Source organism: Paenibacillus pini JCM 16418, from assembly GCF_000576305.1.
Classification (GTDB): Bacteria; Bacillota; Bacilli; order Paenibacillales; family Paenibacillaceae; genus Paenibacillus_AQ; species Paenibacillus_AQ pini.
The window spans coordinates 418,165-443,564 of record NZ_BAVZ01000001.1; the positions used below are offsets into that span (position 1 = coordinate 418,165).

The window sequence follows — 25,400 nt, forward strand, 5'->3', positions numbered from 1 at the left end:
TAGATAGAATACGGGAGGCTCATTCATGACTTACAATGATACGCTGATACGAGCTTGTTACAAGCAAGATGTTAACCATATTCCAGTATGGTATATGAGACAAGCGGGCCGGTATGATCCTGAATACCGTAAGATTAAAGAGAAATACACATTACTTGAAATTTGCAAACAACCGGAGCTTGCTGCTGAAATTACAATGATGCCTGTACGTAAGCTTGGTGTTGATGCAGCTATACTGTATTCAGATATTATGAACCCGGTCGCATCTTTGGGAATTAACTTTGATATTGTTAAAAATATTGGTCCAGTGATTGAAAATCCATTGCGTTCTGCAGCAGATGTGGATAAGCTTCGTCCGATTGATGTGGATAAAGATTTAAGTCATATTATGGAAACGATTCGTATTCTGGACAAGCAATTGGATGTGCCACTTATAACTTTTGCGGGTGCACCTTTTACCATTGCGAGTTATTTAATTGAGGGACGTCCTTCAAAAGGCTACATACGTACGAAAACACTCATGTATAGCGAACCTTTAGTATGGCAGCGTCTAATGGATAAGCTCGGCGATATGGTCATTACCTATGTACGTGCACATATCGAGAATGGTGGTAAGGCGTTTCAATTGTTTGATAGCTGGGTGGGTGCTTTAGCCCCTAAAGATTTCGAACAATTCGTACTACCGACCATTACCCGTATCTTTGCCGAACTTTCGGATTTGAATGTACCTAAAATATATTTCCCAGGTGTTAGTTCAGGTGAACTGTTGCCGTCCTTGCAAAGTTTGCAAACAGATGTGATTGGACTGGACTGGAGAGTATCTATTGCTGAGGGTCGTAAGCGGACTGGTGGGAAATTTGCAGTTCAAGGTAACCTAGATCCGTATGTGCTAACTGCGCCTATGCATGTCATTAAACAATATGCTAAAGATATCATTGATGAGGGTATACAAGAACCTGGGTTTATTTTCAACTTAGGACATGGATTGTTCCCAGAGGCTTCACTGGAGAAATTAACTGAACTAACCGCATACATTCATGAATATTCGGCTTCCTTGTTGAAGCAAGCTTGAGTATTTGAGTAATGAGTAAACAGCAATGTAAATCAACTGAAGAGGTGATGATGTTCGTGAAAAACAAAGTTGGCGTTTTGGTTATGTCCTATGGAACTCCCGAAAGTTTGGAAGGCATTGAAGCGTATTATACGCATATCCGACGTGGACATGCTCCTTCACCAGAGCAGCTTAAAGAGCTTTCAGATCGATATGAAGCGATTGTTGGAGGTGTATTTCCACTTCGCGAGAATACGAATCGTCAGGTTAGCGGTTTACAAGATACGCTTAATCAAGATAACCGCCATCCAGAAGTCGATTTTGTATGTTATCAGGGATTGAAGCATGCAGCACCTTTTATAGAAGACGGCGTAGAGCAGATGGCGAAAGATGGCATAACCGAAGCAGTGGGTATTGTACTCGCTCCACATTATTCTACAATGAGTGTGGGAAGTTACATGAAGCGTGCACAAGAGAAAGCAGATGAGCTCGGTGTTCATATTCGCTTTGTACACAATTATCACCTACATCCGAAGCTAATTGAGGCATTAAGCCGCCGCGTTAGTGCAAAGCTTGACTTATTTGAAGAGGCAGGTTCAGAGCGAGATAAGGTGCGGGTGTTATTCAGCGCACATAGCTTACCTGAGAAGATTCTGGAACTTGGTGATCCGTACCCAGAGCAACTCCTGGAAACTTCACGTGCAGTTGCGGAGCAAACAGGCGTTACTTCGTGGCAGTTTGCTTGGCAAAGTGCTGGCCGCACATCCGTGCCTTGGCTTGGTCCAGACATTCTGGATACGCTTCGTAGCTTGAGCAAAGAAGAAGTTAAGGATGTTCTGGTTGCCCCAATAGGGTTTGTATCCGATCATTTAGAAGTACTATACGATCTGGATATTGAAGCGCAGGAAGTATCTAAAGAATTGGATATGCGCTTAATGCGTATTGATTCGCTCAATAGCGATCCTTTATATATGGAAACTTTATGCGATGCTGTAATTAACGAATGGGAAAAAGATAAATAAAGTATCAAGATAAATATAGTAATGCTTGTAGAACCCCCAGAGTATATTCTCTGGGGGTTCTACTTCTTCCAGTCAATTTGCTATAATGGTAAGGACTTCTAAAAGTGAGACATAGATTAATAATTAAGGAGTGAACCATGTACCCACCAAGATCACAAAAAAATCGTTCGGATAAAAAGGCTGTCAAAAAGAAGTTCGGACGGTTATGGATTACCTTTAATACTTGCCTCGTTGCCATGATCATTATTTTAATATCATTTTATTTCTTAAGTGAAAACAAAAACACCAAGGTAGCCCTTCCTGCGGAAGATGACAAATCAATCTCGGATCAAATGAGTCAAAAGAAAGAGCCGGCAAATTCTGCTGGAACATCCGAGGATATTCCCTCAGTAAGCCCTTCTGAGCCTGAAGGTCATAAACAAACAGAAGCGGTTCAACCGACTGTTAATAAGCCGGAGACTGAGAAAAAGAATGAAGCGCCAGTCGAAAAGGATAAGGTTGCATCAAAAACAAACAAAGGTAGTAAAACGAATATAGATGTATCTTCGAATAAAACGGAAGAGAAGGATAATTCAAGTAAAGCTTCTACTACCGGTTCTACAACAGACGGTAAGAGCTTGATTTCATCAGGTCCGGAGAAGAAGGTACTCATTCAATTTGCTGGAGATATGATTTTTTCAGGTAAAGTTGAGGATCAATTGGAGAAGAACGGTTATTCTTATCCCTTTGACAAACTCGGAAATTTATTTCAAAAGGATGATTTAACTTTAGCTAATCTTGAGACACCCGTTACTACGCGAGGAGTAGGAGCGAAGAATAAGCAATTCGTGTTTAAGTCATCGCCTCTGGCACTTGATGCTCTTCATGCTGCAGGCATGGATGTAGTCAATCTAGCGAATAATCATATTTTAGATCAAGGTATTGAAGGTTTGCTAGACACGATCAGCTATCTGGATTCCAGTGGCATTAAATATGTTGGGGCTGGCAAAAATAAAAAATCAGCCTATGAGCCTGAATATGTTAATCGAAATGGAATAACAATCGCTGTACTAGGGTTTACTCGTGTATCGCCTGAGACAAGTTGGTTTGCGGGTAGCAGCAATCCTGGTGTAGCGCAGCTCTACGAGCCGTCACAAGCATTAAAGAGTGTTGCAGAAGCGCGTAAGAAGGCTGATTTGGTTATCGTCATGACTCATTGGGGAATAGAACGTAGTTTAAAGCCGAATGACAATCAGCAGATGCTTGCTCATTCTCTTGTGGATGCGGGTGCAGACCTGATCATTGGCGGGCATCCCCATGTGTTGCAAGGGATGGAACAGTACAAAGGGAAATGGATTGCATACAGCACGGGTAACTTCATTTTCACTAAATCAAGTACCCCAGCGACTTGGAAAACAGCTGTTTTCCAAGCGAGATGTAGCACGAAGACGGGTTGTGGCCTAAAAATGATTCCTTATAAGGCGGAATTAGGTCAGCCAGTGCCGATGCAGCAACAGGAGGGTCAACAGTTACTGCGAGAAATGCAAGGTCTTTCGATCGGTGGAGTGCGAATTGCTCCGGACGGTACGATCTCAGCGAAATAGCTACGTTACAGGCTGAATGGGAGAGATGCTAAGATGAGGAATGCATGTGTGGCTCACCGGGGATTTTCGAGTAAAGCACCTGAAAATACGTTAACTGCGTTCAAAATGGCAATGGAGATTCCAATTGTACAGTGGATTGAGATTGACGTTCAGTTGTCAGCCGATGGTATTCCAGTTGTGATCCATGACTTCACTCTCGACCGCACGACCAATGGAACGGGTAAAGTTAAGGATTACACTTGGCAACAGATCCAGCGACTGGACGCTGGCAGCTGGAAAGGTCGCGCTTTTAGAGGGGAACGAATTCCTTCTTTAGATGAAGTGCTACGGTTGTGCTGTGGCCGAGTCCGTTTAAATATTGAACTGAAGACATCAGGCTCTATGTATCCTGGTCTAGAGCAGGCAGTGATTAAGCGTGTTGAGGCATATCACATGGAGCAAGACGTGGTATTAACTTCCTTTGATACAAATGCATTGAGAAGAGTAAAGGAAATAAACCCTTCATTTAGAACAGGCTGATTATAGACGCCAGACCGATGGATTTACTAGAACGATTACAGGTACTTCAATGTTCTTTCTTATCCATTGGACATCCCAATTTGGATGCAAATCTTTCAGCGTTGCTCATTTCGCAAGGTATTACGATTATGGGTTGGACGCCTGATGATACGAGAAATATGAAGCGATTAGCGGCGATGTCACCGGAAATTATGATATGTACAAATCGCCCGGATCTATGGGTAAATACCTTTTTATAATACTTTTAATAATAAATGTTGGATACAAAATGAAATGGAATAGGCAAAGGATGGATTAGATATGATACGTAACGTTTATTGTGTTGGACGCAATTATAAACTTCATGCACAGGAGCTTGGAAATGATGTGCCAGATGAACCAATGATCTTTATGAAGCCTTCTCATGCCGTTGTCTCGCTGGAAGAATCCGTATTAGCCCTGCCTGCTGATCAAGGAGAGATTCATTATGAAGGTGAAATTGTTCTTCATATTGCTCAAGAGTACGAAACAGGGATTCAGGTGAATGAATTGGTTGATCAAATGGCATTAGGTATCGATTTCACACTACGTGATGTACAAAATGTGATCAAGAAGAAAGGTCATCCATGGACGGCTGCCAAAGGCTTTAAATCTTCTGCACCGATAACATCTTTTATTCCCTTCCCAGGTACGGACGCGATCCTAAAACAGGATTTCACTGTCATTAAAAATGGCATAGAAGTACAGCGTGGGAATGTCTCTGATATGATCTTCTCCTTACAGGATATCGTTGAATATATTGGTACTCACTATGGACTGGGTGAGGGAGATATCATTTTCACAGGTACGCCAGCAGGCGTGGGTCCTACTGTGTCAGGTGATAAGTTTGAGCTCTTCTGGGGAGAAGACCAGCTTGGAAGCTGCGTCATCGCCTAGGCTATGGCATGGATTATTGGCGCTGTATGTGCACTAGTGGTTGCCTTAGCAGCGTATTGGAAACAATCACTGACCTTGTCTGGTGCCATTGCTGCCGTAGTGATGGGGACCATTTATTATGGAGCAGGTAATATCGTATGGTTTGGAATTTTGCTGGTATTCTTCATCAGCTCCTCACTGCTCTCAAAGTTTCATCAGAAACGCAAGGCTGAGCTTGAGAAATCATATGCCAAAACGGGCCGTAGAGATGCTGGACAGGTTCTAGCAAACGGTGGGATTGGTATGGTGTTATGTATTCTTAATGCAATTTGGCCTTATCCTGGTTGGGTCTATGCTTTTGTAGGCGTGATGGCAGGTGTAACAGCGGATACTTGGGCTACAGAGTGGGGAAGCCTGAGCAAGAAGCCGCCGCGTTCTGTACTGAACGGTCGTATCTTGCCAGCAGGTACGTCGGGTGGTGTGTCGGTACTTGGCAGCACTGCGGCAGCCGTTGGTGGTATGATGATTGGGGTATTTGCTTGGTTATTTCAATCATGGACTGGGCTTTCAGGCCAATGGTTAGTGTACTTAACAGCGTATATACTACTCGGCCTAGTGGGAGGACTTGTTGGATCTTTTGTAGATTCGTTTCTGGGCGCTTCCGTGCAAGTCATGTATAAATGCCAAATTTGCAATAAAGAGGTAGAAGTATTGGAGCATTGTGGTCAACCGACTCAATATGTTCGAGGACTTCGCCTGATGAATAATGATGCCGTAAATATTCTATCGTCCATTGCTGCGGCTTTGGGGGCATGGGGGCTGGCATCTTTGCTCCAATTAGGAGTATAGAAATTGTACGACATCCACGGGTATAATCACTGACATCAGCCGTGGAAGAATGTCAGATTTAATTATATAGGTATTTAAACAAAGTACTGCGGTATACGATTTCTATTGTATGCCGCAGTCTTTTATGATTGATAACCCACTGATCATAGTTATGAGTAGCCACGGTATGGTAAAATGAACTGTGATATCTTAACTATGAACGACAAATCGGACAGATAAGTAGGGAAAAGAAAACATGAACATAATGACAGTTGAACATATATCCAAGAGTTACGGTGAGAAAATATTATTCCAAGATGCCAACTTTGGCATGGGTGACCAAGATAAAATTGGTATTATCGGTGTAAATGGAACAGGAAAATCCACTTTTATGCGTGTAATTGCGGGACTTGATAAACCGGATGAGGGGATCATCTCCGTCGGCAATAGTGTCCGTATTCGCTATTTGGCACAGAACCCTGATTTTGTTCCTGAGATGACCGTGCTGCAGCAAGTATTCCAAGGAAATGATCCACAGATGAAAGTTGTGCGGGATTATACGGAGACGATGGATCTTCTTGAAATAAACCCGGAGGATACGGCCTTACATGAAAAGCTGTTTACGTTAAATGAAGAAATGGAAGAATTACAAGCTTGGCAGCTCGAAAGTGAAGCGAAGACGATTTTGTCTAAACTCGGAATTACTTGGTTTGATGCGAAGATGGAGAACTTATCTGGTGGACAGCGCAAACGGGTTGCCCTGGCAAGCGCGTTAATCCAGCCATGCGAATTGTTAATTCTCGATGAGCCAACCAACCATATCGATAATGCTTCTGTAGCTTGGCTAGAGCAATATTTGCAAAAGCGGCGCGGCGCGCTCCTTATGATTACACATGATCGGTACTTCCTGGATCGCGTAGCGAATGTCATGCTTGAAATGGATCAAGGACGAATGTTCCGCTATGAGGCTAACTACTCCGCGTTTCTGGAGCTGAAGGCACAGCGTGAAGAACGTGAAGCATCTTCTGAGCAGAAGCGTCAGAACCTACTCAAGACAGAGCTAGCATGGATGCGCAGAGGTGCCAAAGCAAGATCGACGAAGCAAAAAGCTCGTATTGATCGCTATGAGACACTAAGGGATCAGCAGGTTCAGCAAAAGGGTGCATCCGTCGACCTATCGGTAGCCTCATCACGTCTCGGACGCAAAATTATTGAACTAGACCATCTTCATAAGAAGTTCGAAGGTCGAACGTTGATTCAAGATTTAAGTTATATTGCCGTCCCCGGAGACCGTATTGGTATTGTTGGACCCAATGGTAGCGGTAAATCAACGCTTCTGAATTTAATAACTGGTAGACTACAGCCCGATGGGGGCGAAGTTATAACAGGAAGCACCGTGAATATAGGATATTTTACGCAAGAGCATCAGGAAATGAATTTGAATTTACGTGTCATTGAATATATTAAGGAAGTAGCAGAAATTGTCAAAACCGATGATGGCAGCTCTATAACGGCATCACAAATGTTGGAACGGTTCTTGTTTCCTCCTGCGTTACAGTGGTCACCCATTTCGAAATTATCAGGCGGAGAGAAACGTAGACTCTATTTGCTACGTGTCCTAATGGCAGCACCGAATGTGCTGTTGCTGGATGAACCTACGAATGATTTGGATATCCAGACGCTGTCCGTACTTGAAGATTATTTGGATGAATTCCCTGGCGTCGTATTTTCAGTTTCCCATGACCGCTACTTTCTGGATCGTACATCAGATAAAATGCTGGCTTTTGAAGGTGGTGGGAAAGTACGAGTTCATGTCGGAACTTACAGTGAGTACGAGGAATGGATGAGTAAGAATGAGACAGACAGCGCAAGCGCAGGACGCATCCAAAATGTGTCAGAGCAAAAACAACAATCAGTATCAAATTCCACAGCTCAAGTAAAGACTGAACCAGCAAAATCGACTCCTACTCAAGAGCCTGCTCGTGAAAAAGTGAAGTTTTCGTTTAAGGAGCAAAAAGAATACGAACAAATTGATGGCATGATTGAATCATGCGAGCAGAAGCTTTCACAGATCCAGACAACGATGGAATCCGCATTTAATGATTCGGTTCTTTTGCAAGAAATGTTACAGAAGCAGAAGGATGCAGAGCAGGAGCTGGAGCATCTTATGGAGCGTTGGACATATCTAAATGAGTTAGCGGAGAAAATGTAGTTCATGCAGCATCTCTCAACATTGGCGCGTCAACAAAAGAGTGAGGATGGGTAGAAAGAAGCTACCTAATCAGGTTTCAAGAGTTACTTCCTTCATACAGGGTAATAGATAGAAGGCACATGTATGTTGGGAGGACTATATATGAATATTTACAAAAAGTTGATTACACCAAGCATTGTCACGGGCGTAATGTTCGCTACCATCCTAAGTGGCTGTGGAGCTTCGGATACGAAGTCAGCTTCCGATGCCAATTCTTCCACGTCAACAAGCTTGAGCAAACCGTCTACTGATGAAAAGAATAACGCATCAAAACATACGAGTTCATCGGAAGATGCAAATGCAACGAGTAAGGATCAAAACACATCATCATCTTCACCAAATCATCAAGCCCCAAGTACAGGTCCATCTTCAAACCATGCTCAGCAAATTAAAGATATCGCTGCTTTGGCGAAGCAAGGTAAAGTTCAGGGAGCTGAATTTGTTTCAGGTGTGAGTATAATTGATGATATTCATGAATCCTGGGGAAAGCCCGATGAAGAATCAAAGAAACTAGATAGCTATGAGACGTATTCTCGTGGCGGGAGCAAAGGAGACTTTGCTTTTGGAGTCGGACGTGGTGAAGTTGTTTATGATATAAGATCTTTTGGTCCAACTGCGAATGAAGATACGGCTTTTCAAGCGATTACTTTCAAAGAGATCAAGAAAACACTAGGTGAACCCAGTTCAATTCGTACAAACAGCGGAGACGATATTCTAGTTTATAAGCTGATTGAGTATGAATTGAAATTTGTAGGACCACATGCTACTCAGCGTCTAGATCATATTTCTGTATATTCTCCAAGAGCAGCTAGGCCTATGGGTGGTTAACAATGTAATAACAACTACTCTAAGGTTGTCTAAGTAAATACAATAAAAAGCCTCTCCAACAGATTTGCTGGAGAGGCTTTTTCTATCTTATATTTATCTGGCTATTCATTCGTAATATATGCTGCCAACAGCTTCGCTGTATTGAATATTGCCTGTTTATGTGTACGCTCCATAGCATGAGAAGCATGAACACCTGGCCCAATCAGAGCGGCACGGATGTTATTGCCTCCAGATAATGCTGCTGACGCATCCGAACCGTAATACGGATATATATCAACAGCAAAGGCGATGCCCTCAGCTTCAGCTAAAGAGATCAGTTTACTAGTCATATTGTAGTCGTAAGGGCCGGATGAATCCTTAGCACATATTGATACATCGGTTTCTTTACAGCTAAGGTCATCACCCATGGCTCCCATATCGACTGCAATCATTTCCTCAATATCCGATGGAATATATGAAGCGCCATGTCCAACTTCTTCATAGTTTGAGATGAGTAATTTCACATTGGTCCGCGGTTTCCAGCCTTCAGACTTCATAGATTCAAGCATACCGAACAAAGCAGCAACGCTCGCTTTATCATCCAAATGACGGGATTTCACGTAGCCGCTATCTGTTACAATCGCTCTTGCATCGAAGGATACAAAGTCTCCGACACCAATACCTAGCTTAAGTACATCATCCTTACTATTCACAACCTCGTCGATACGGACCTCCATATGGTCTTCCTGACGTTTAAAGTCCCGAGCATCACTATATACATGCACAGAAGGATGCGTGCTTAGAATCGTACCTGTATACGTTTTACCGCTACGTGTATGAATGATGCAGTATTCGTTCTCAATACTGTGCATCATGAAGCCGCCTACGGAAGTCAGGCGGAGTGTTCCTTCGGATTTCACTGAACGAACCATGGCTCCGAGGGTATCAACATGAGCGCTTAGACCAATCGTCCGTGATTCGTCTTCGCCCCTTACTTCTAGAATAGCGCCACCTTTTTGATTCCAAATCAGTGGAATGTTAAGAGATGCAGCTTCTTGCTCAATCAGTTTCATGACCTCGGCTGTATAACCACTAGGGCTTGGTGTATCCAATAGCTTCTTCAGAAATGTAAGTGTGTAATTCTCGTTAATTTGTATGGACATGATGTTGTTTACCTCCTAAATGAACGTTTGGTGCTGGTTTCGTTTTCTTTCGTAACAGCTGCTTCAATTGGTTCAGGAAATACATAACCCGTCTCAGACTGAATCTGATCTAGTTTTGCAGTGAGAAGTTTAACTTGTTTTTGTAATTTATACTGCCTGAAGATACCATAAGATCCGACAATAATACCACCAATCAATGTACAACCCAGTATTAGAAGTATCAGTGGGATATTCACCATACTGAACATAAAATTAACCTGTACAGGTTTAACGTTAATGACAGCAAATACGGCAGTCAGTAAAGCAAAAACCAGCCCAGCGATGAGTGACCATTGCATTTTCATAAGGGATCCTCCTTCCACAGACAGTATAAAATCCCTTGCCTCGATGGACAAGGGATTTATCTACAATCCTTTTATTTAGTGAGCTCTTCCATTTGTTTAATCACATCTTCAAATACGCTCATTGCTTCGCGAATCGGCTGAGGTGAAGACATATCAACTCCAGCTTTTTTCAAGATGTTAATCGAGAAGTCACTGCCGCCGCTCTTCAGGAAGCCTAGGTAACGCTCAACTGCAGGCTGACCTTCTTCAAGAATCTGCTTCGAGAAGCTGGTTGCAGCTGAGAATCCAGTTGCATATTTGTATACGTAGAAGCTGTTATAGAAGTGAGGAATACGAGCCCATTCCATTTCAATGTCCTTATCTACAGCCATTTCTTTACCATGGTATTTCACATTAAGATCGTAATATATTTCTGACAATGCCTGTGGTGTCAATGCGTCACCCTGCTCAGCACGCTCATGTACGATTTTTTCGAACTCAGCAAACATCGTTTGACGGAATACAGTCGTACGGAATTGGTCTGCATAATAGGTAAGAAGATACATTTTCTCTTTTGGATCTGTGGATTTCTTAAGCAAATAATCCATCAGTAAGGCTTCATTCGTGGTTGAAGCCACTTCCGCAAGGAAAATGGTGTATTGTGCATCACGATATTTCAATGCGTTATCTGAGTAATAGGAATGTAGCGCATGGCCCATTTCATGTGCCAAGGTAAACATACTATTCAGATTATCCTTATGGTTCAAGAGCACGTAAGGATGAGTGCCATAGGCACCCCAACTATAAGCTCCCGTCCGTTTACTTTCGTTTTCATATACATCAATCCAGCTATTGTCGAAACCTTCTTGTAGCGATTTCAGATAATCGGGACCAAGTGGCTTTAAACCAGCAGAGACGGTTTTCTTAGCGTCTTCATAGCTAATATCCATTTTATATTCATCTACAAGGGGTGCGAATAGATCATACATATGCAATTCGTCGACACCAAGAAGCTTCTTGCGCAGCTTCATATAACGGTGAAGCAGAGGAAGGCTCTCATGGATCGTATCTACGAGATTGGTGTACACTTCCTTCGGAATGTTATCGCCATACAAAGACATTTCCAGTACGGATGGGTACTTACGCACGGTGGAGTAAAAAATGTTTTTATTAACGTTCGCACTTAAAGTAGCTGCAATTGTATTTTTTTGTTTAGCATACGTTTCATAGACGGCTTGGAAAGCTCTACGGCGTACGTCACGGTTGGGGTTTTCTAGGAATTGAATGTAACTGCCATGTGTTAGCTCGACTTCTTTTCCATTCTCATCTTTAATTTTCGGGAATTTGATATCGGCATTGTTCAGCATACCAAAAATGGTTTGAGGCGCTTGAGAGAGATTGCCCACTTGAGCAAGTAGAGCTTCTTCTGCTTTGGAGAGGACATGTGCCTTCTCGCGCTTCATTTCCGTAAGGGTGAACTTATACTCTGCTAAAGTTGGATCTTCGATGAAGGCATCAAGCTTATCATCCGGCAAAGACAAAATTTCAGGAGTGATAAACGATAGAGCTTCTCCGATTTGTACACTGAGTTTCTTAGCTTTGGCAGAGAGCGCTTGGTATGTAGGGTTAGCTGTATCTTCATCATGATGTAAATGCGCATATACAAAAAGGCGTTCTGTTTTTAATGAAATATCATCTTCTAAAGCGAAGCAGGATTTAACTGCATCGGAGGTATCTAGTTTGCCTTCAAATTCGGCTGCTTTCTTCACTTCTTTTAGTAGGTCGGTGTATGTCTGATCCCAGGCTTTCTGGTCAGCAAATAAGTCTTCAATCTTCCATTGATGTTCTACGGGCACTTCAGAGCGTTTCAATAATTGTTCCATAGGAACCCTCCTCAAAGGTTTGGATGATGATTTGTTGTTTCCAAGCGGTGTTACCACTGCCGGAGCGTACGGAACGGCCAGCAAGCTCATAGAAATAGCCAGCTTGAGCATGATCATACTATTCACAGGAAAAGGGGCCCCCTCTAGTTGTGCTAGGCACGAGATTACAAGTTTGCCCTTTAGTATGACCGTTCCGTACTAACAATATGAGTGTACTCCGTCAGCTTGTGGAACCCAATGTTAACATCGAGTATAGAATAAGGATAAAGGCAATTAGAATCATGACGATAGCGGACAGCGCTAGACCTCGTTTTAATCGAGGAGGAATTTCATCCTTCTTTAAGACAACGACTGCGCCCAAAGCGAAGGCCAAAATGACAAAAATCAGAATACTGCTTCCCATCTAATTCTTATACTCCTTTAAAAGCAGCTATAATTTCACGCCACTCATCTTCGTTATCAACAAATTCTTCTTTAGGGAAGCGATTGTTGGCCCATTGCATTAGAGCGGGGCGACTCATAAAGGTATGGGTTTCTTCACCCCATTGGTCAGAAATCTCGCGAAGGACAATATAACGCCCCTGTACTTCAACTGTCATCATATTCCACTTGTCTTTTTTGTATATTTCATGTTTTTTTATCATATGCATTCTCCGTTTGCTCTTTTGGTAAAATGATACCGCAGAGGTCGCTGTAAAAGCAAATGAAAAGAAACGATTGAAGCGGATTGTTGGATTGCAATGTAAAAGTTCTTGAAGTATAATGTATGTATTCGCCATACATGGCGGTATTTTAGGAGGTTTTTTATTTGAAAGGTACAGTTAAATGGTTTAACGCAGAAAAAGGTTATGGCTTTATTCAATTTGAAGGCGGCGAAGATGTATTCGTTCACTTCTCAGCAATCCAAGGCGACGGTTTCAAAACTTTGGAAGAAGGTCAAGCGGTAGAATTCGAAATTACTGATGGTAACCGTGGTCCTCAAGCTGCTAACGTAACTAAATTATAAGATTTGCTCCGGTAACGGATTTCTTATAGCTTTGGTTAAAACTTTCACCTATCCAAGCACGGTTCTCCTTTTGAGAGCTGTGCTTTTTTTGTGAGCAAGTTTATAACTACACAAAACACTCAAAAACTAGGTCTAACTTTGACCAGAACAAGCTACGAGTGATACACTATAATCGATGGTTTATATACTGTAATAGGGAGCGTTATGCTATGCCAAAGTTTAAATTGTTTAAAGACCGCAAAGGTAAAGCGGATCAGGCTAAGAATAATCAATTTGTAAAGCTTGCCCGTGAGATTTATGTACAAGCCAAAAAAGGCGGCCCTAACCCGGATGCTAACTTTGCATTAAAAACAGCGATTGCAAATGCCCGGCATATTAATATGCCTGTAGACAACATCGAACGTGCCATTAAGAAGGCAGCTGGTGCTGGTGATGATGTCGATTACGAAGAAATTTACTATGAAGGTTATGGACCCGGTGGTTCAGCAATTATGGTTAAATGCTTGACTGATAATCGTAATCGGACCGCGGCTGATGTTCGTTCTATTTTTAATAAACGTGGTGGCAATATGGGTGAATCCGGCTGCGTATCGTATATGTTTGATCAAAAAGGAATTTTAATTATTGATCGTGAGAAATTTGAAGATCTGGATGAAGACACATTGATGCTACAGGCTATTGAAGCTGGAGCGGAAGATTTGATTACCACAGACGAGAATTTCGAAGTGTTGACGCATCCACATGAAGTTGAAGCTGTGAAGAAATCACTCGAAGAAGCAGGTCTCGAATTCTCGAACTCTGAAGTGCGCTGGATTCCACAGAATACAGTAGATGCTGAAGGGGAGAACGCAGAGAAGCTGATGAAAATGATGGATGCTTTTGATGATAATGATGATGTACAAGACGTATATGCAAACTTTGAAATCAGTGATGCGGAAATGGAACGTATCGGTTAAGACTGGATTCAAATAGAATAAGAGCCTGTGACCCGCAATTAGGCGGGTCACAGGCTCTTATTCTAATTTTAGCCATTCATATGAGTGGAAGTACTTCCTGAGGAGTTCAGTAGATGCCTACTAAGAAAGCCGATAAAAGCTAGGAATGAAAGGCCCACAGCAACAAAATAGAATGAACTGCGGCCCGCATTTTCAAAGAGCATTCCCCCAAATAAACCACTCATTAGACCCGCCGCGCTCGACCATACGACAGCGAAAAGTCCAAGTCCAGTGGCTCTAAACTGATCGGGTATCATTCTCGTTATATAACGTACAGCCGTTACATAATAAATACCAAAGGTTACACTATGCATCATCTGAATGATAATAACCATGCTAGGCTCATGTGTCATCGACATGAATAAAAAGCGGACTGCAAACATGAGACTCGCAAAAGCTAGTAAGGGCAATTCTTTAAATTTATCTCCATATTTGTTCAGTAGAAAGAATATAGGAATTTCACTTACGGCAGATGCAAGCATTGACCATCCAATGAGACCTTCACTCGCACCGAGCTGCTTGAGGGTGAGCGCGATAAACGCATCATTCATCCGATAAGGGATGGCAAGACAGAACACGCACGCAAAGAACCATAGTAATTCTTTTTGCCGTAAAATAGTCCAGAGCTCGCTAATTTTCATTTTTTTCTTTGATTGAGCTTTACTGTCACGAAGTCTTGTAGAGAAGAGGAAAGCCAGCGTAATTACACCCATACAAATGTACATGGTGCTAGATGTACCGGCTGCGCCTAGGACATAGCCGATGAATAAGGCAAAGAAGGCATAACCAATCGACCCAAACACACGTATAATAATAAAATTTTTCCCATAACGCTGGGCGGTTTGGATTGCCATCGTATCCGTAAGAGGATTGAGTGGGTACCAGAAGAAATTAAACATCGTTATAAAGATAAATATGATATAGAACGATGACATATATGAAAGAAATGTAATCATGACCAGTTGCCCGATAAGCAGGACCATCATAATTTTTTGAATGGTTTGATAACGGTCGCTGGTCATACTCCAGAACATGTTTGTGAACATGGAGATAAATGGCCCAACTGCATAGAGATAACCGATCTGCGAACCGCTAAATCCCAAGTGGCTGAAATAAAGTGGAAAGTAAGAAGATGATAATACCGTAATTCCGTAAATAACGAAGGTAAATGCGCGTAACCAGTTTAAATCCGGACGAGCGCTCATTGCAAATTTCATTTCGTGTTTTCCTCCGGCTTCGTGAAATAAAGCTAGTATAGCACAAGCGCTGAGGAATACCTTTTAAAAAAATCATGCTATCTCATATATTAGATTCGTTTTCGGAATCACCTTCAGTTATGCTCCTTGCAATCAAATAACACGCAGCACTTCCCCTTTGACAGATATGACCCTCGTACTTTATATTTCAATTTATGTAGAAGTTTTCGTTTGTAGAGATGCTTGTGATTTAGTTTATTTGTACAAAATCCAGGTCCATATTATAATAAGTGATAATAAGGTTATTAAGATAGGACAAGTAGACAACAATGTGGAGGCACCGTCATTTTGAATGAAAAAGGGCAAATCCAATATCAAGTTCCCCGGAACCCTGTTAGTTTAATGAGCAGGGTGTATAAGCATATATTGCCGGAAGTGCGTAAAGAGTTAGATGGGTGGCGACAAGCAGCAAGCGAGATCCCGGATGCCGAGCTGAGAAAACAGGCTTTGGCAAGCATTGAAACAAAGCAATTTCATTGCGAAGGTGGGGGTATTTATGCTGCTGTTGAGTTGCCGTACAGGCTCATACTTACGAAGTTGATTGTGGCTTACCAGACGATAAGCGATTATCTTGATAATTTATGCGATCGTAGTACATCCATGGATCCCGATGATTTCAGATTGCTACATAAGTCAATGCTGGATGCTGTTGATCCCGGGGCTGTACCGGTAAATTACTATGCTCTTCGTGAGGAACAAGACGACGGAGGATATTTACACGCTTTGGTTACAACATGCCAGAGTTGTATTCGTCAGTTACCAGGTTACAAGGCTGCAATGCCTTACGTACAGGATTTAGCTGGTTTGTATACAGATCTGCAGGTATACAAGCATATTAAGCCAGAATTGAGAGAACCGGCACTACTTGAGTGGTGGGAATTACACCGTAATCGTACTCCGCATCTGCAGTGGAATGAATTTGCTGCTGCTACGGGTTCGACGCTCGGCGTATTTATGTTTTTTCTCGCAGCAACCGATCGTCATTTAGACGATGCGAATGCGGCTAGAATTCACGCTGCTTATTTCCCACATGTCTGCTGCCTGCATATCATGCTTGATTATTTGATTGATCAGGAAGAAGACAGGCTAGGTGGAGATCTGAATTTTTGTAACTATTATGATAGTGCGGAGGTCATGCTTGACCGAATCAGCTCCATAGTAGAATCGGCACGCAAGGACGTTGCGATGATTCCATCGACTTCGTTCCATCGTATGATCATTGAGGGTTTACTGGCTATTTATCTTTCCGATCCTAAAGTCAGTGAACAGCAGGAAGTTCGTGCAGCATCTAAACGCTTGATGAAGGGAAGCCCTTTAACACGTTTGTTTTTCTTCTTCAACAGCAGGTGGATCCGCAAGCATTTGTATGAGTGATAATGAGGAGGAATAATTCATGTCTGTTCAGAAAATTGCAGTTTTAACAAGTGGTGGAGATTCTCAAGGGATGAACGCAGCCGTACGCGCCGTGGTTCGTAGCGGATTGTTTTACGGTTTGGAAGTATACGGTATTCAGCGTGGATATCAAGGGCTGTTAAACGACGATATTTTCTCAATGGATTTACGTAGCGTGGGTGACATAATTCAGCGCGGTGGTACAGTACTGCAATCCGCTCGTTGCAAAGAGTTCATGACACCGGAAGGACAGCAGAAGGGTGCAGAAATCTTGCGCAAACGTGGCATCGATGGTTTAGTTGTTATCGGTGGAGACGGCTCATATCATGGCGCGAACAAGCTCAGTAAACTAGGTATTAATACGATGGCGCTGCTGGAACGATTGATAACGATATTTCTTTCACTGATTTCACGATCGGATTTGATACTGCGGTTAGTATTGTTGTGGATGCAGTGAATAAATTACGTGATACGATGTCTTCTCATGAACGTTCTTCAATCGTTGAGGTTATGGGACGTCATTGCGGAGATATCGCTCTACATGCAGGTCTTGCATCTGGTGCAGAGACGATTCTTGTTCCAGAAGTTGAGTATGATATGGATGAAATTGCTGACCGAATGAAACAGAATTTCCAGCATGGTAAGCGTCATAGTATTGTTCTTGTTGCTGAAGGTGTAGGTACAGGTGAGGAAGTTGCAAAGGCACTAACCGATCGCTGTCCAACGCTTGAACCTCGTGTAACTGTTCTAGGTCATATTCAGCGTGGTGGAACTCCGACTCCGATTGACCGGAACCTTGCAAGTCGTCTAGGGGATTTCGCTGTTCGTATGTTAATTTCGGGAGAGTCTGACAAAGCCTGTGGTATTATAAAAGGTGAGTTAGTTCTTACCGATATTGATAAAGTAGTGAACAGTAAGAAAGACTTCAATATGGAGTTATATGAATTAGCATCGCGTCTGTCTCAATAATCGAACCAACAATAAGTCCTTGGGATCATGCATCCTAAGGGCTTATTTTATTATGAAAGTAAAAGGCCTTCCCCTGTTATGGGCGAAGGCCTTTTATAATCATTAACATTTTATGAGGAGGTTATCTTTATAATTTGGTCACGCTGCACACGAACTAATCGTCCAAGTAGGAGAGTGGCACCGACAATAAGCCCTATGATTAAACCAATCCAGTATCCGAAAGCACCTAGATTCGTATACTCAGAGAAAATATAACCTACCGGAAGCCCAATAACCCAATAGGAAATGAAGGTGATGACAAAGGAATGATTGACGTCTTTATATCCGCGTAATGCACCTTGAACGGGTGTAGCGATTGCATCGGATATTTGAAAAAATATGGCGTAAATCAGAAAATGTTGAGTGAGTTCAATCACTATACTTTCATCGGAATAGATACCCGCAACAAATCTTCCGAACAATAGCAGCACCATTGCTGTAATTAGTGATAATAAGACAGCGGTGCTAATACCAAGTTTGGCATATTGACGCGCATCTTTCAGCCGTCCGGCGCCCTTTTCAAAACCGACTAGAATGGTCAGAGTCATGCTGATACTGAGAGGTATCATATAGAGTGTGGTTGCAAAATTCATCGCTGCTTGATGAGCTGCGATCGTGATGGTATCGAAGCGACTCATAAGTAAAGTTACGCCTGCAAACACGGCTGTCTCGAAAAAGATTGAAAATCCAATGGGTACGCCAATTTTCAATAGCTCTTTCCATGCCTTTAGAGATAACCCATACCATTTGCGGAAGACGTTAAATTCTGCAAATGGCTTCACGCGATGCACGAAGAATATCGCAAGGGCAAAAACACACCAGTACGTGATAGCGGATGCTACACCGGCTCCGACACCGCCAAGACGGGGAAAGCCCCAATAGCCGAAAATGAGTAAAAAATTTAGTAAGATATTAATTGGCAATGCAATGAGAGTAATCGTCATTGATATTCGAGTTTTTCCTAGTGCGTCAATGAAGCTGCGCAGCACGGTGTAGGCGAACATAGGTACAATACCTATAGATAAGTATCCTAGGAAATGAAAGGCTATATAACGTACCTGTGGCTCCAAATTCATCCCATCGAGAATAATGGGGAGAAATAGTACGCCAACTAGCATTACAGCTAGTGCGAGTACCAGTGCAAGCCATAATCCTTGTATGATCTGATATGCCACTTTGGATTTGTGCCCGCTACCCATCAAGTGGGAGACAATGGGTGTAATTCCCATTAATATACCGCTGATTCCAGTCTGTAATGGAATCCATAGGCTAGAACCGATAGCTACTCCGGCCAAATCAGTAGAACTTGCCTTACCTGACATATTCGTATCGAAAAAGGTAATTGCGGATAAAGCAATCTGTGTAACCAGTATAGGGAGTAGAATAATCATAAATTGCTTCAGTTTATCTTTATAATTCACTGTTGTTATCATGATATGGCTCCATTAAAGTTTGATTTTCGGTGCAGAGTCTATTGTAAGCAAGACGCATGAAAGACCCGGTTTTCAGGCCGGGTCTTTGCAGGCATTCTCTTTATTGGTTTAGGATTACTAATTATTTGATTATTTGTTGTAATTAACGCCAGGGCTATAGCGGTTTGTTGCATTCCACAATAAAAACTCGTCGACATTCATATCTTTTAATGCCCGAATTTGTTCTTCGACTTGCTGCTTACCATATTTCTCGTAGTGACCGCTACCCAGCCAACTTGCGGTAAAATCTTGAATCCAAGGACGGATGATCGGTTTCTGGTCAGCTAGTGGCTCCAGTTTCTTATGGGTATCGACCATAGAGCCTTTAATCGTCTTGTAAGGTTCTTTATCGGGATCTTTAGCACCGAACCAACCCGTTGTGTAGTGACTTGGATAAATCATAGGACTAATAACATCCACATTCTCCGAAATTTTATTGAAATCTTGACCAATACCTTCAGCTGCAGGAACAGATGCGGCATAGCCAAAAATATCAACAGATACTCGTACACCGAGTGGAGCCATTTGTTTACGCGCATATTGGACGAATTCTGCCACTGCATCAACGCGTGATTTGTCAGTCTTCGTATATTTTAGGACATCTGCACGCTTCTCAAAACCCTCTGGAAAGCGCACATAGTCAAATTGGATTTCTTTAAATCCTAATTTTGCTGCTTCCTTCGCAATTTCAATGTTATAGTCCCATACTTCTTTATTAAAAGGATTGACGAAGCTATCCCCTTTACCATTTTTCCATACCGAACCGTCGCTTGTTACGAATGATAGATCAGGGCGTTTTTTAGCGAGTACGGTATCTTTAAAAACCACTACACGAGCAATTGGATATACATTATGTTTTTTGAGACGTTCCATTAACTGATTGATGTCATGAATAAACGGTTGAGGTTTACCCATTTTAATCAAATCAGGATTATCTGTCTTATAAGTTATGTATCCGGCATCGTCTTTAATATCTATAACCATTGCGTTAAGATCCGTTTTGTCCATAAGATCAAGCAGTTGGGTCATACGAGAACCACCTGCGCTATATGCTGTTACATAAACACCCTTGACCTTTGGGGCTGTAGTTTGTGGATCAACCTTAGCAACTGGATTATCAGCACTTACAGGAACATCCTTTTGTGAAGCGATTATTGCGGAATTAATGGAGGATTTCAAAAGATTTGCAACTTGATTGTCTTCGTTATGCTGCTGATTCCCTGTGCTGGATCCCAGAATCATCAGAAGCGCCCAGATGATATTCATAAATTAACTCTCTCCCTTGTCGGCATTTCATTTTATAAAGTATAAAGGAACTAGCCCCCTTAAAAACAACAGGTTTGTAACAATTTGGTCGGTTTTTGATTAAGACATATTCTCTGTGTTTTTTAAACAAAATAAGGACTTTTCAAACTTAAAAATGAGAATTTCATAAGAGTAGGGCTTACATAGGGTTTACCAGTAGTCCCGTAAAATACATTCAATTTGCTGGAATAAAAATGCCGCCTTTGACTTCAGCAGGATACTGAAGGAGGGCGGCATATCGGTTTTTTAAACAACTACTTATTAAAACTTTAATGAAGTGGCGCTGTACTTTGATGTTCACAAATGCTGTACTGGATAATCTCCATAGCATCATTAGGTTCCAAAATGCTAAAACCGTCTCGAAGCATGATGAGGGAATTCAGCTCATTTTGTTTCAAGAATGGCATCATATCTGGGAACCATTTCATGACGATTTGGGACAACTTTACCGTTTCCATTTCCATCTCCACAAAAATCACCCTTTCCTCACGAGTCTGTACTGTCAGAGAAATCTAACGTAGCGAATCGGAAAAGCGTTTAAGTGCTGGGGAAAACCGGGTACATCCTAATCTCATGGAACTATTGTAGGAACCGCGCATTAATAATATACCATATAAATATTGTCTTTTACACCGATCGGCAATAAATCAGCTTCTGCGGAATGATCCCATGACTCCAACCGTTTCTACGATGTTAACAAAGGCTTTAGGATCATTTTCTTTTATGATTCGTTTGAGCTCGGCTAATTCATACTGTGTGGTTACAGTCATAAGCATGTCTTTTTCCACATTGGAATATGCGCCTTCGGTCTTGATTTTGGTAACTCCGCGAGGGCGCTCTAGAAGCTGAGACAGGAGCTTCTCAGTTTCATTCGTAATAATATAGACAGTGACTTTGAAATGGCTAACATGAATCATATCCACTGCTTTACCTGTTACGAAAATAGATACCATAGACGCGAGCGCTAAATTCCAGTCATTCTGCATGTACCCGGCCGCCAAGATAACAAGTCCATTCATGCTGACTAATACATTGCCGACAGGAAAGTCTCGATAACGGGTTACGATCGAGCCAAGGATGTCAAACCCTCCGGTTGATCCGCCTGCGCGAAATGATATTCCGCTTCCCACACCGACAAGAACGCCGCCGAACACGGCAGCGAGCAACGTATCCGAGGCAAGAGATACAACGGGTATGATGGCAATGAACCATGTAACTGCTGCTACAGATACAATACTAAGCACGATGAAACGTTTGCCTAGCATGAACCAGCCTGCGACCAGAATTGGAACATTGAACAGAAAGTAGAGAATGCTGAGGCTAAGTGAAGAGAAATATCCAACAAGCATGGATAAACCAGAAACGCCTCCGCTCAGCAAATGTTGTGGGACCAGGAATAAATTAAAGCCGCATCCTACTAAAAAGGCGCCCAGTATAACAACGATGTAATTTCCAGATTTTTTGAGCAAACTGTTCACCTCAAGTATTTTTTTATATGTAAATTTCCCATTGTTACCATCCATAACTGGTGTTTGCATTTTGTTTTGTGATATACTGTATAAGATGTTCTTGAGTAGGGTTGTACAATAGTATTATTTTTGCATTGTTTCAGGAGAATAATTACCGTTTACTAAAATCTGTAGGCAATTAACGCCCCAGAAAAACGCTATTGACGAAAAGCCATGCAACTTTTTTCTGATTAATGGCTACCCTATATAATGTTTACCGCTACTTAAGAATACAGACAAGATTGTGGAATGTCCACTATATAGAAGGAGTATGAATATTTTGAAAAATTTTGCAGATTTCGGCTTAGAACCTAAGGTTCTTCAAGCCATCTTGGAGCTTGGCTTTGAAGAAGCTACGCCGATTCAAGCTCAATCCATTCCAATTGCGATGAGCGGAAAAGACATGATCGGTCAAGCACAAACAGGTACGGGTAAAACCGCAGCGTTTGGTATTCCGTTGATCAATAAAATTTCTAAAGAAACTGATAAAATCGTTGCGCTAATCATGACCCCAACACGTGAGCTTGCGATTCAAGTTGCTGAAGAAATCGGTAAACTAACTCGTTTCAAGGGAGTAGGATCCTTAGCCATTTATGGTGGTCAAGATATTAGCCGCCAAATCCGTGCTCTGAAGAAAAAACCACAGATTATTATTGGTACACCAGGACGTTTGTTAGACCACATCAACCGCAAGACAATCCGTCTTGATGATGTAGAAACTGTCATTCTGGACGAAGCTGATGAAATGCTGGACATGGGCTTTATGGAGGATATTCAATCCATCCTGAAGCTAGTACCAGATGAGCGTCAAACAATGCTTTTCTCCGCAACAATGCCAACCAATATCCAAAGACTGGCACAGCAATTCTTGAAAAACCCTGAGCATGTGTCTGTAATTCCTAAACAAGTCAGCGCACCGCTGATTGATCAAGCTTATATTGAAGTTCCTGAGCGCCAGAAGTTTGAAGCTCTGAGCCGCCTTATTGATATGGAATCACCAGAACTTGCAATTGTATTTGGACGTACGAAGCGCCGGGTGGATGAACTGGCTGAAGCACTTTCCAAACGCGGATATTCCGCAGACGGTTTGCATGGTGACTTGTCACAGAACCAACGTGATGCAGTTATGCGTAAATTCCGCGATGGAAGCATCGACGTACTTGTAGCGACAGATGTAGCTGCTCGTGGTCTAGATGTATCTGGCGTAACTCACGTTGTAAACTTTGACCTTCCACAAGATCCAGAAAGCTATGTTCACCGTATCGGCCGTACTGGACGTGCAGGTAAAGAGGGAACTGCTTGGTCATTCGTAACTCCGCGTGAAATGGATCACCTTCATTTGATCGAGCGCGTTACGCGTCACCGTATCACTCGTAAACCTTTGCCTACGATGGCGGAAGCTATTGAAGGTAAACAACGTATTACTGCAGAACGTTTGCTTGAAGCAGTAGAGAGTGCTGAGATTAACGAATATAAAGGCTTGGCTATTCAATTGCTTGAGCAATATGATTCCGTACAATTGCTTTCAGCAGCATTGAAGATGTTGACTGGTGAGAAGAAGGATTCCGAAATCCAATTGACTCCAGAAGATCCGATTCGTGCTAAACGTCGTAACTACAACAATGGCAAACCTGATCTGCGTAGCGGACGTAAGCCATCTAGTGGATACGGACAACGTACAGGTGGTAGCGGTTCGGGTAGCAGCGGCGGAAGAGGCGGTTACAACCGTGATGGAAATTCCGGCAACCGTGGCGGATATGCTGGCAAGAGCTACAGTAACAGCAGCTCTGGTAGCAGTAATGGCGGCCGTAGTGGGGATTCGTCCTACCGTGGTAACAGCGACCGTAAACCACGTACCAGCAATTCTGAAGGACGTCGTCCTGCACCAAAACGCGAAGATTCTTCATTTGAGTAAATCATTTTTATAACCATATGTAAAAAGCCAAGGTGCCTACGCACCTTGGCTTTTTTGGTTGATTCATTAATTACAGAATAAATGCGCGGGAGATAATAACTAGCAGGATGAATAATACGAGGATTGCACCAGTTGATCCCCATAGTCCTACGCCACCAACGCCGCCACCATAACCATAACCATAACCTGCTCCAACTGCCATATTAAATTACCTCCTTAAGTGATTACCTCTTTGGTTTACTTGGTATTTTATGACATTCTGCCTTGCTTGGAATGGACAGATACCCATATAGCGGAAATTAGGCTCTGGCAATATGTAGCCCAAATGCGGTATATTATTATATACAGGCATGTTAGTCGAGAGGAGATTTTTTACTTGGAACTTAAAGGCGCAATGGGTGGGATTTATAGAATAACGGAATGGATTACACGGATTGCTTACAGCAACATATTGTGGTTGGTATGCTCATCACCATTTTTCTTCTTTTTGTTAACAAAGTTTCTGATTGTATCGAATAACGGCGGGGCAAATGAATCATTACAAATGAACTGGGCTATGGCAATTGTGGCACCGTTTACATTGTTTCCAGCTACCTCTGCATTATTTGCAGTTGTTCGTAAATGGGTAATGGGTGACACGGATATTAGAACATTCAGCACGTACTTCAAGTCCTATAAAGATAATTATAAGCAAAGTCTAATTGGAGGCATTTTTTACACGCTTTTATTGGTAATTATGCTTGTAGATTACACCATTTATATGACTCAGTTCAGCAATATGCAAATTGTAGGTATTGTTATGCTGATCTTGCTCATCGTTTTATTCTTATCATTGTTTAATTTCTTCTCCATGGTCGTTCATTATCACATGACGATTTGGCAGATATTGAAGAATGCTGTACTCATTACAATCATTCGCCCTTTCCGGGTAATCGCAACGGTTCTAGGAAGTGGTTTAATGCTATTTATTGGCTCCAAGTATCCAGCAGTCATCATTTTCTTTGGCGGAAGTGCGATTGCACTATGGACGTTCTATAACTTCTATGGAACATTCATGAAGATGCAAGAGCAGTCAGAGCGGTTGAAGCAAAAAGAATTGGATGCTCAAGAAGAATTAGAAGCCGAGGCGCTTGCCAATGCCAACGTTAAGTCTGACGATCAAGTCAACCTAACGAAAGGCAAATAACATTAGATCAAGGAAATAAAATTGGGATAAAAT

Annotated in this window: 23 protein-coding genes and 2 pseudogenes; 14 read left to right on the forward strand and 11 right to left on the reverse strand. The window is 42.2% G+C overall.

Annotated features, from left to right (window positions below):
* Nucleotides 1-25: 25 nt before the first annotated feature.
* The 8 genes and pseudogenes from hemE (at nucleotide 26) to JCM16418_RS01885 (ending at nucleotide 8,976) form a co-directional block, all read left to right on the forward strand.
* A complete protein-coding gene (hemE, locus tag JCM16418_RS01850; RefSeq protein WP_036645542.1) occupies nucleotides 26-1,072 on the forward strand; it encodes a uroporphyrinogen decarboxylase in 1,047 nt (348 codons plus the stop codon).
* A gap of 56 nt (nucleotides 1,073-1,128) precedes the next feature.
* Nucleotides 1,129-2,073: a ferrochelatase gene (gene hemH, locus JCM16418_RS01855; protein WP_036646089.1), complete on the forward strand. Its 945-nt coding sequence runs from the start codon at nucleotides 1,129-1,131 to the stop codon at nucleotides 2,071-2,073.
* Between the two features lie 137 nt (nucleotides 2,074-2,210).
* The gene (locus JCM16418_RS01860; protein WP_036645545.1) at nucleotides 2,211-3,656 is read left to right on the forward strand and encodes a CapA family protein; all 1,446 of its coding nucleotides are present in this window, start codon (nucleotides 2,211-2,213) and stop codon (nucleotides 3,654-3,656) included.
* Nucleotides 3,657-3,689: 33 nt separating this feature from the next.
* Nucleotides 3,690-4,414, forward strand: a pseudogene (locus JCM16418_RS01865) (glycerophosphodiester phosphodiesterase).
* Between the two features lie 61 nt (nucleotides 4,415-4,475).
* Nucleotides 4,476-5,090 (forward strand): fumarylacetoacetate hydrolase family protein, encoded by a 615-nt coding sequence (locus JCM16418_RS01870; RefSeq protein WP_036645547.1) that lies wholly within the window; start codon nucleotides 4,476-4,478, stop codon nucleotides 5,088-5,090.
* A 3-nt stretch (nucleotides 5,091-5,093) separates the two neighbouring features.
* Nucleotides 5,094-5,918, forward strand: a complete 825-nt coding sequence (locus tag JCM16418_RS01875; RefSeq protein WP_036645549.1) for a DUF92 domain-containing protein — start codon at nucleotides 5,094-5,096, stop codon at nucleotides 5,916-5,918.
* 235 nt (nucleotides 5,919-6,153) lie between these two features.
* On the forward strand, nucleotides 6,154-8,109 hold the full coding sequence (locus JCM16418_RS01880; RefSeq protein ID WP_036645551.1) for an ABC-F family ATP-binding cassette domain-containing protein: 1,956 nt from the start codon (nucleotides 6,154-6,156) through the stop codon (nucleotides 8,107-8,109).
* Between the two features lie 141 nt (nucleotides 8,110-8,250).
* Entirely contained in the window at nucleotides 8,251-8,976 is a 726-nt protein-coding gene (locus JCM16418_RS01885) for a YjgB family protein (RefSeq protein ID WP_052019986.1), read from the forward strand.
* A gap of 101 nt (nucleotides 8,977-9,077) precedes the next feature.
* On the opposite strand, the gene JCM16418_RS01890 is transcribed toward JCM16418_RS01885, so the two are convergent.
* From JCM16418_RS01890 to JCM16418_RS01910, 5 genes are all read right to left on the reverse strand, one after another.
* Nucleotides 9,078-10,118 carry a M42 family metallopeptidase gene (locus JCM16418_RS01890; RefSeq protein WP_036645553.1) on the reverse strand — a complete coding sequence of 347 codons (1,041 nt, stop codon included), beginning with the start codon at nucleotides 10,116-10,118 and terminating at the stop codon, nucleotides 9,078-9,080.
* A gap of 8 nt (nucleotides 10,119-10,126) precedes the next feature.
* Nucleotides 10,127-10,462 (reverse strand): LapA family protein, encoded by a 336-nt coding sequence (locus JCM16418_RS01895; protein WP_036645556.1) that lies wholly within the window; start codon nucleotides 10,460-10,462, stop codon nucleotides 10,127-10,129.
* A 71-nt stretch (nucleotides 10,463-10,533) separates the two neighbouring features.
* Nucleotides 10,534-12,324: an oligoendopeptidase F gene (gene pepF, locus JCM16418_RS01900; RefSeq protein ID WP_036645558.1), complete on the reverse strand. Its 1,791-nt coding sequence runs from the start codon at nucleotides 12,322-12,324 to the stop codon at nucleotides 10,534-10,536.
* Between the two features lie 220 nt (nucleotides 12,325-12,544).
* Entirely contained in the window at nucleotides 12,545-12,727 is a 183-nt protein-coding gene (locus JCM16418_RS01905; RefSeq protein WP_036645561.1) for a hypothetical protein, read from the reverse strand.
* Nucleotides 12,728-12,734: 7 nt separating this feature from the next.
* The gene (locus tag JCM16418_RS01910) at nucleotides 12,735-12,968 is read right to left on the reverse strand and encodes a hypothetical protein (RefSeq protein ID WP_036645563.1); all 234 of its coding nucleotides are present in this window, start codon (nucleotides 12,966-12,968) and stop codon (nucleotides 12,735-12,737) included.
* A gap of 164 nt (nucleotides 12,969-13,132) precedes the next feature.
* Here JCM16418_RS01910 and JCM16418_RS01915 point away from each other — a divergent pair, with 164 nt between their 5' ends.
* Together JCM16418_RS01915 and JCM16418_RS01920 are read left to right on the forward strand one after the other, a co-directional pair.
* Nucleotides 13,133-13,330 carry a cold shock domain-containing protein gene (locus JCM16418_RS01915; RefSeq protein WP_036645565.1) on the forward strand — a complete coding sequence of 66 codons (198 nt, stop codon included), beginning with the start codon at nucleotides 13,133-13,135 and terminating at the stop codon, nucleotides 13,328-13,330.
* Nucleotides 13,331-13,539: 209 nt separating this feature from the next.
* Nucleotides 13,540-14,286: a YebC/PmpR family DNA-binding transcriptional regulator gene (locus JCM16418_RS01920; protein ID WP_036645567.1), complete on the forward strand. Its 747-nt coding sequence runs from the start codon at nucleotides 13,540-13,542 to the stop codon at nucleotides 14,284-14,286.
* 68 nt (nucleotides 14,287-14,354) lie between these two features.
* Here JCM16418_RS01920 and JCM16418_RS01925 read toward each other — a convergent pair whose 3' ends face one another.
* Nucleotides 14,355-15,542 carry an MFS transporter gene (locus JCM16418_RS01925; protein ID WP_036645569.1) on the reverse strand — a complete coding sequence of 396 codons (1,188 nt, stop codon included), beginning with the start codon at nucleotides 15,540-15,542 and terminating at the stop codon, nucleotides 14,355-14,357.
* A 381-nt stretch (nucleotides 15,543-15,923) separates the two neighbouring features.
* Between JCM16418_RS01925 and JCM16418_RS01930 the strand changes: the two genes are divergently transcribed.
* The gene (locus tag JCM16418_RS01930; RefSeq protein ID WP_373280686.1) at nucleotides 15,924-16,955 is read left to right on the forward strand and encodes a tetraprenyl-beta-curcumene synthase family protein; all 1,032 of its coding nucleotides are present in this window, start codon (nucleotides 15,924-15,926) and stop codon (nucleotides 16,953-16,955) included.
* Between the two features lie 19 nt (nucleotides 16,956-16,974).
* Nucleotides 16,975-17,942: pseudogene (gene pfkA, locus JCM16418_RS01935) on the forward strand (6-phosphofructokinase).
* Nucleotides 17,943-18,052: 110 nt separating this feature from the next.
* Here the strand turns inward: pfkA and JCM16418_RS01940 are convergent.
* From JCM16418_RS01940 to JCM16418_RS01955, 4 genes are all read right to left on the reverse strand, one after another.
* Nucleotides 18,053-19,414, reverse strand: coding sequence for an MATE family efflux transporter (locus tag JCM16418_RS01940; RefSeq protein WP_036645571.1), 1,362 nt, complete (start codon nucleotides 19,412-19,414; stop codon nucleotides 18,053-18,055).
* 129 nt (nucleotides 19,415-19,543) lie between these two features.
* Nucleotides 19,544-20,719 carry a putative glycoside hydrolase gene (locus tag JCM16418_RS01945; protein ID WP_036645573.1) on the reverse strand — a complete coding sequence of 392 codons (1,176 nt, stop codon included), beginning with the start codon at nucleotides 20,717-20,719 and terminating at the stop codon, nucleotides 19,544-19,546.
* Nucleotides 20,720-21,027: 308 nt separating this feature from the next.
* A complete protein-coding gene (locus JCM16418_RS01950; RefSeq protein ID WP_036646095.1) occupies nucleotides 21,028-21,222 on the reverse strand; it encodes a hypothetical protein in 195 nt (64 codons plus the stop codon).
* A 183-nt stretch (nucleotides 21,223-21,405) separates the two neighbouring features.
* Nucleotides 21,406-22,227: a YitT family protein gene (locus JCM16418_RS01955; RefSeq protein WP_036646097.1), complete on the reverse strand. Its 822-nt coding sequence runs from the start codon at nucleotides 22,225-22,227 to the stop codon at nucleotides 21,406-21,408.
* A gap of 319 nt (nucleotides 22,228-22,546) precedes the next feature.
* On the opposite strand from JCM16418_RS01955, the gene cshA reads away from it, so the two are divergent.
* Nucleotides 22,547-24,181 (forward strand): degradosome RNA helicase CshA, encoded by a 1,635-nt coding sequence (gene cshA / locus JCM16418_RS01960; protein WP_148298716.1) that lies wholly within the window; start codon nucleotides 22,547-22,549, stop codon nucleotides 24,179-24,181.
* Nucleotides 24,182-24,251: 70 nt separating this feature from the next.
* Here cshA and JCM16418_RS25440 read toward each other — a convergent pair whose 3' ends face one another.
* On the reverse strand, nucleotides 24,252-24,383 hold the full coding sequence (locus JCM16418_RS25440; RefSeq protein ID WP_201769745.1) for a sporulation protein YjcZ: 132 nt from the start codon (nucleotides 24,381-24,383) through the stop codon (nucleotides 24,252-24,254).
* Nucleotides 24,384-24,557: 174 nt separating this feature from the next.
* On the opposite strand from JCM16418_RS25440, the gene JCM16418_RS01965 reads away from it, so the two are divergent.
* Entirely contained in the window at nucleotides 24,558-25,367 is an 810-nt protein-coding gene (locus JCM16418_RS01965; RefSeq protein ID WP_036645577.1) for a YesL family protein, read from the forward strand.
* The last annotated feature ends 33 nt before the right edge of the window (nucleotides 25,368-25,400 follow it).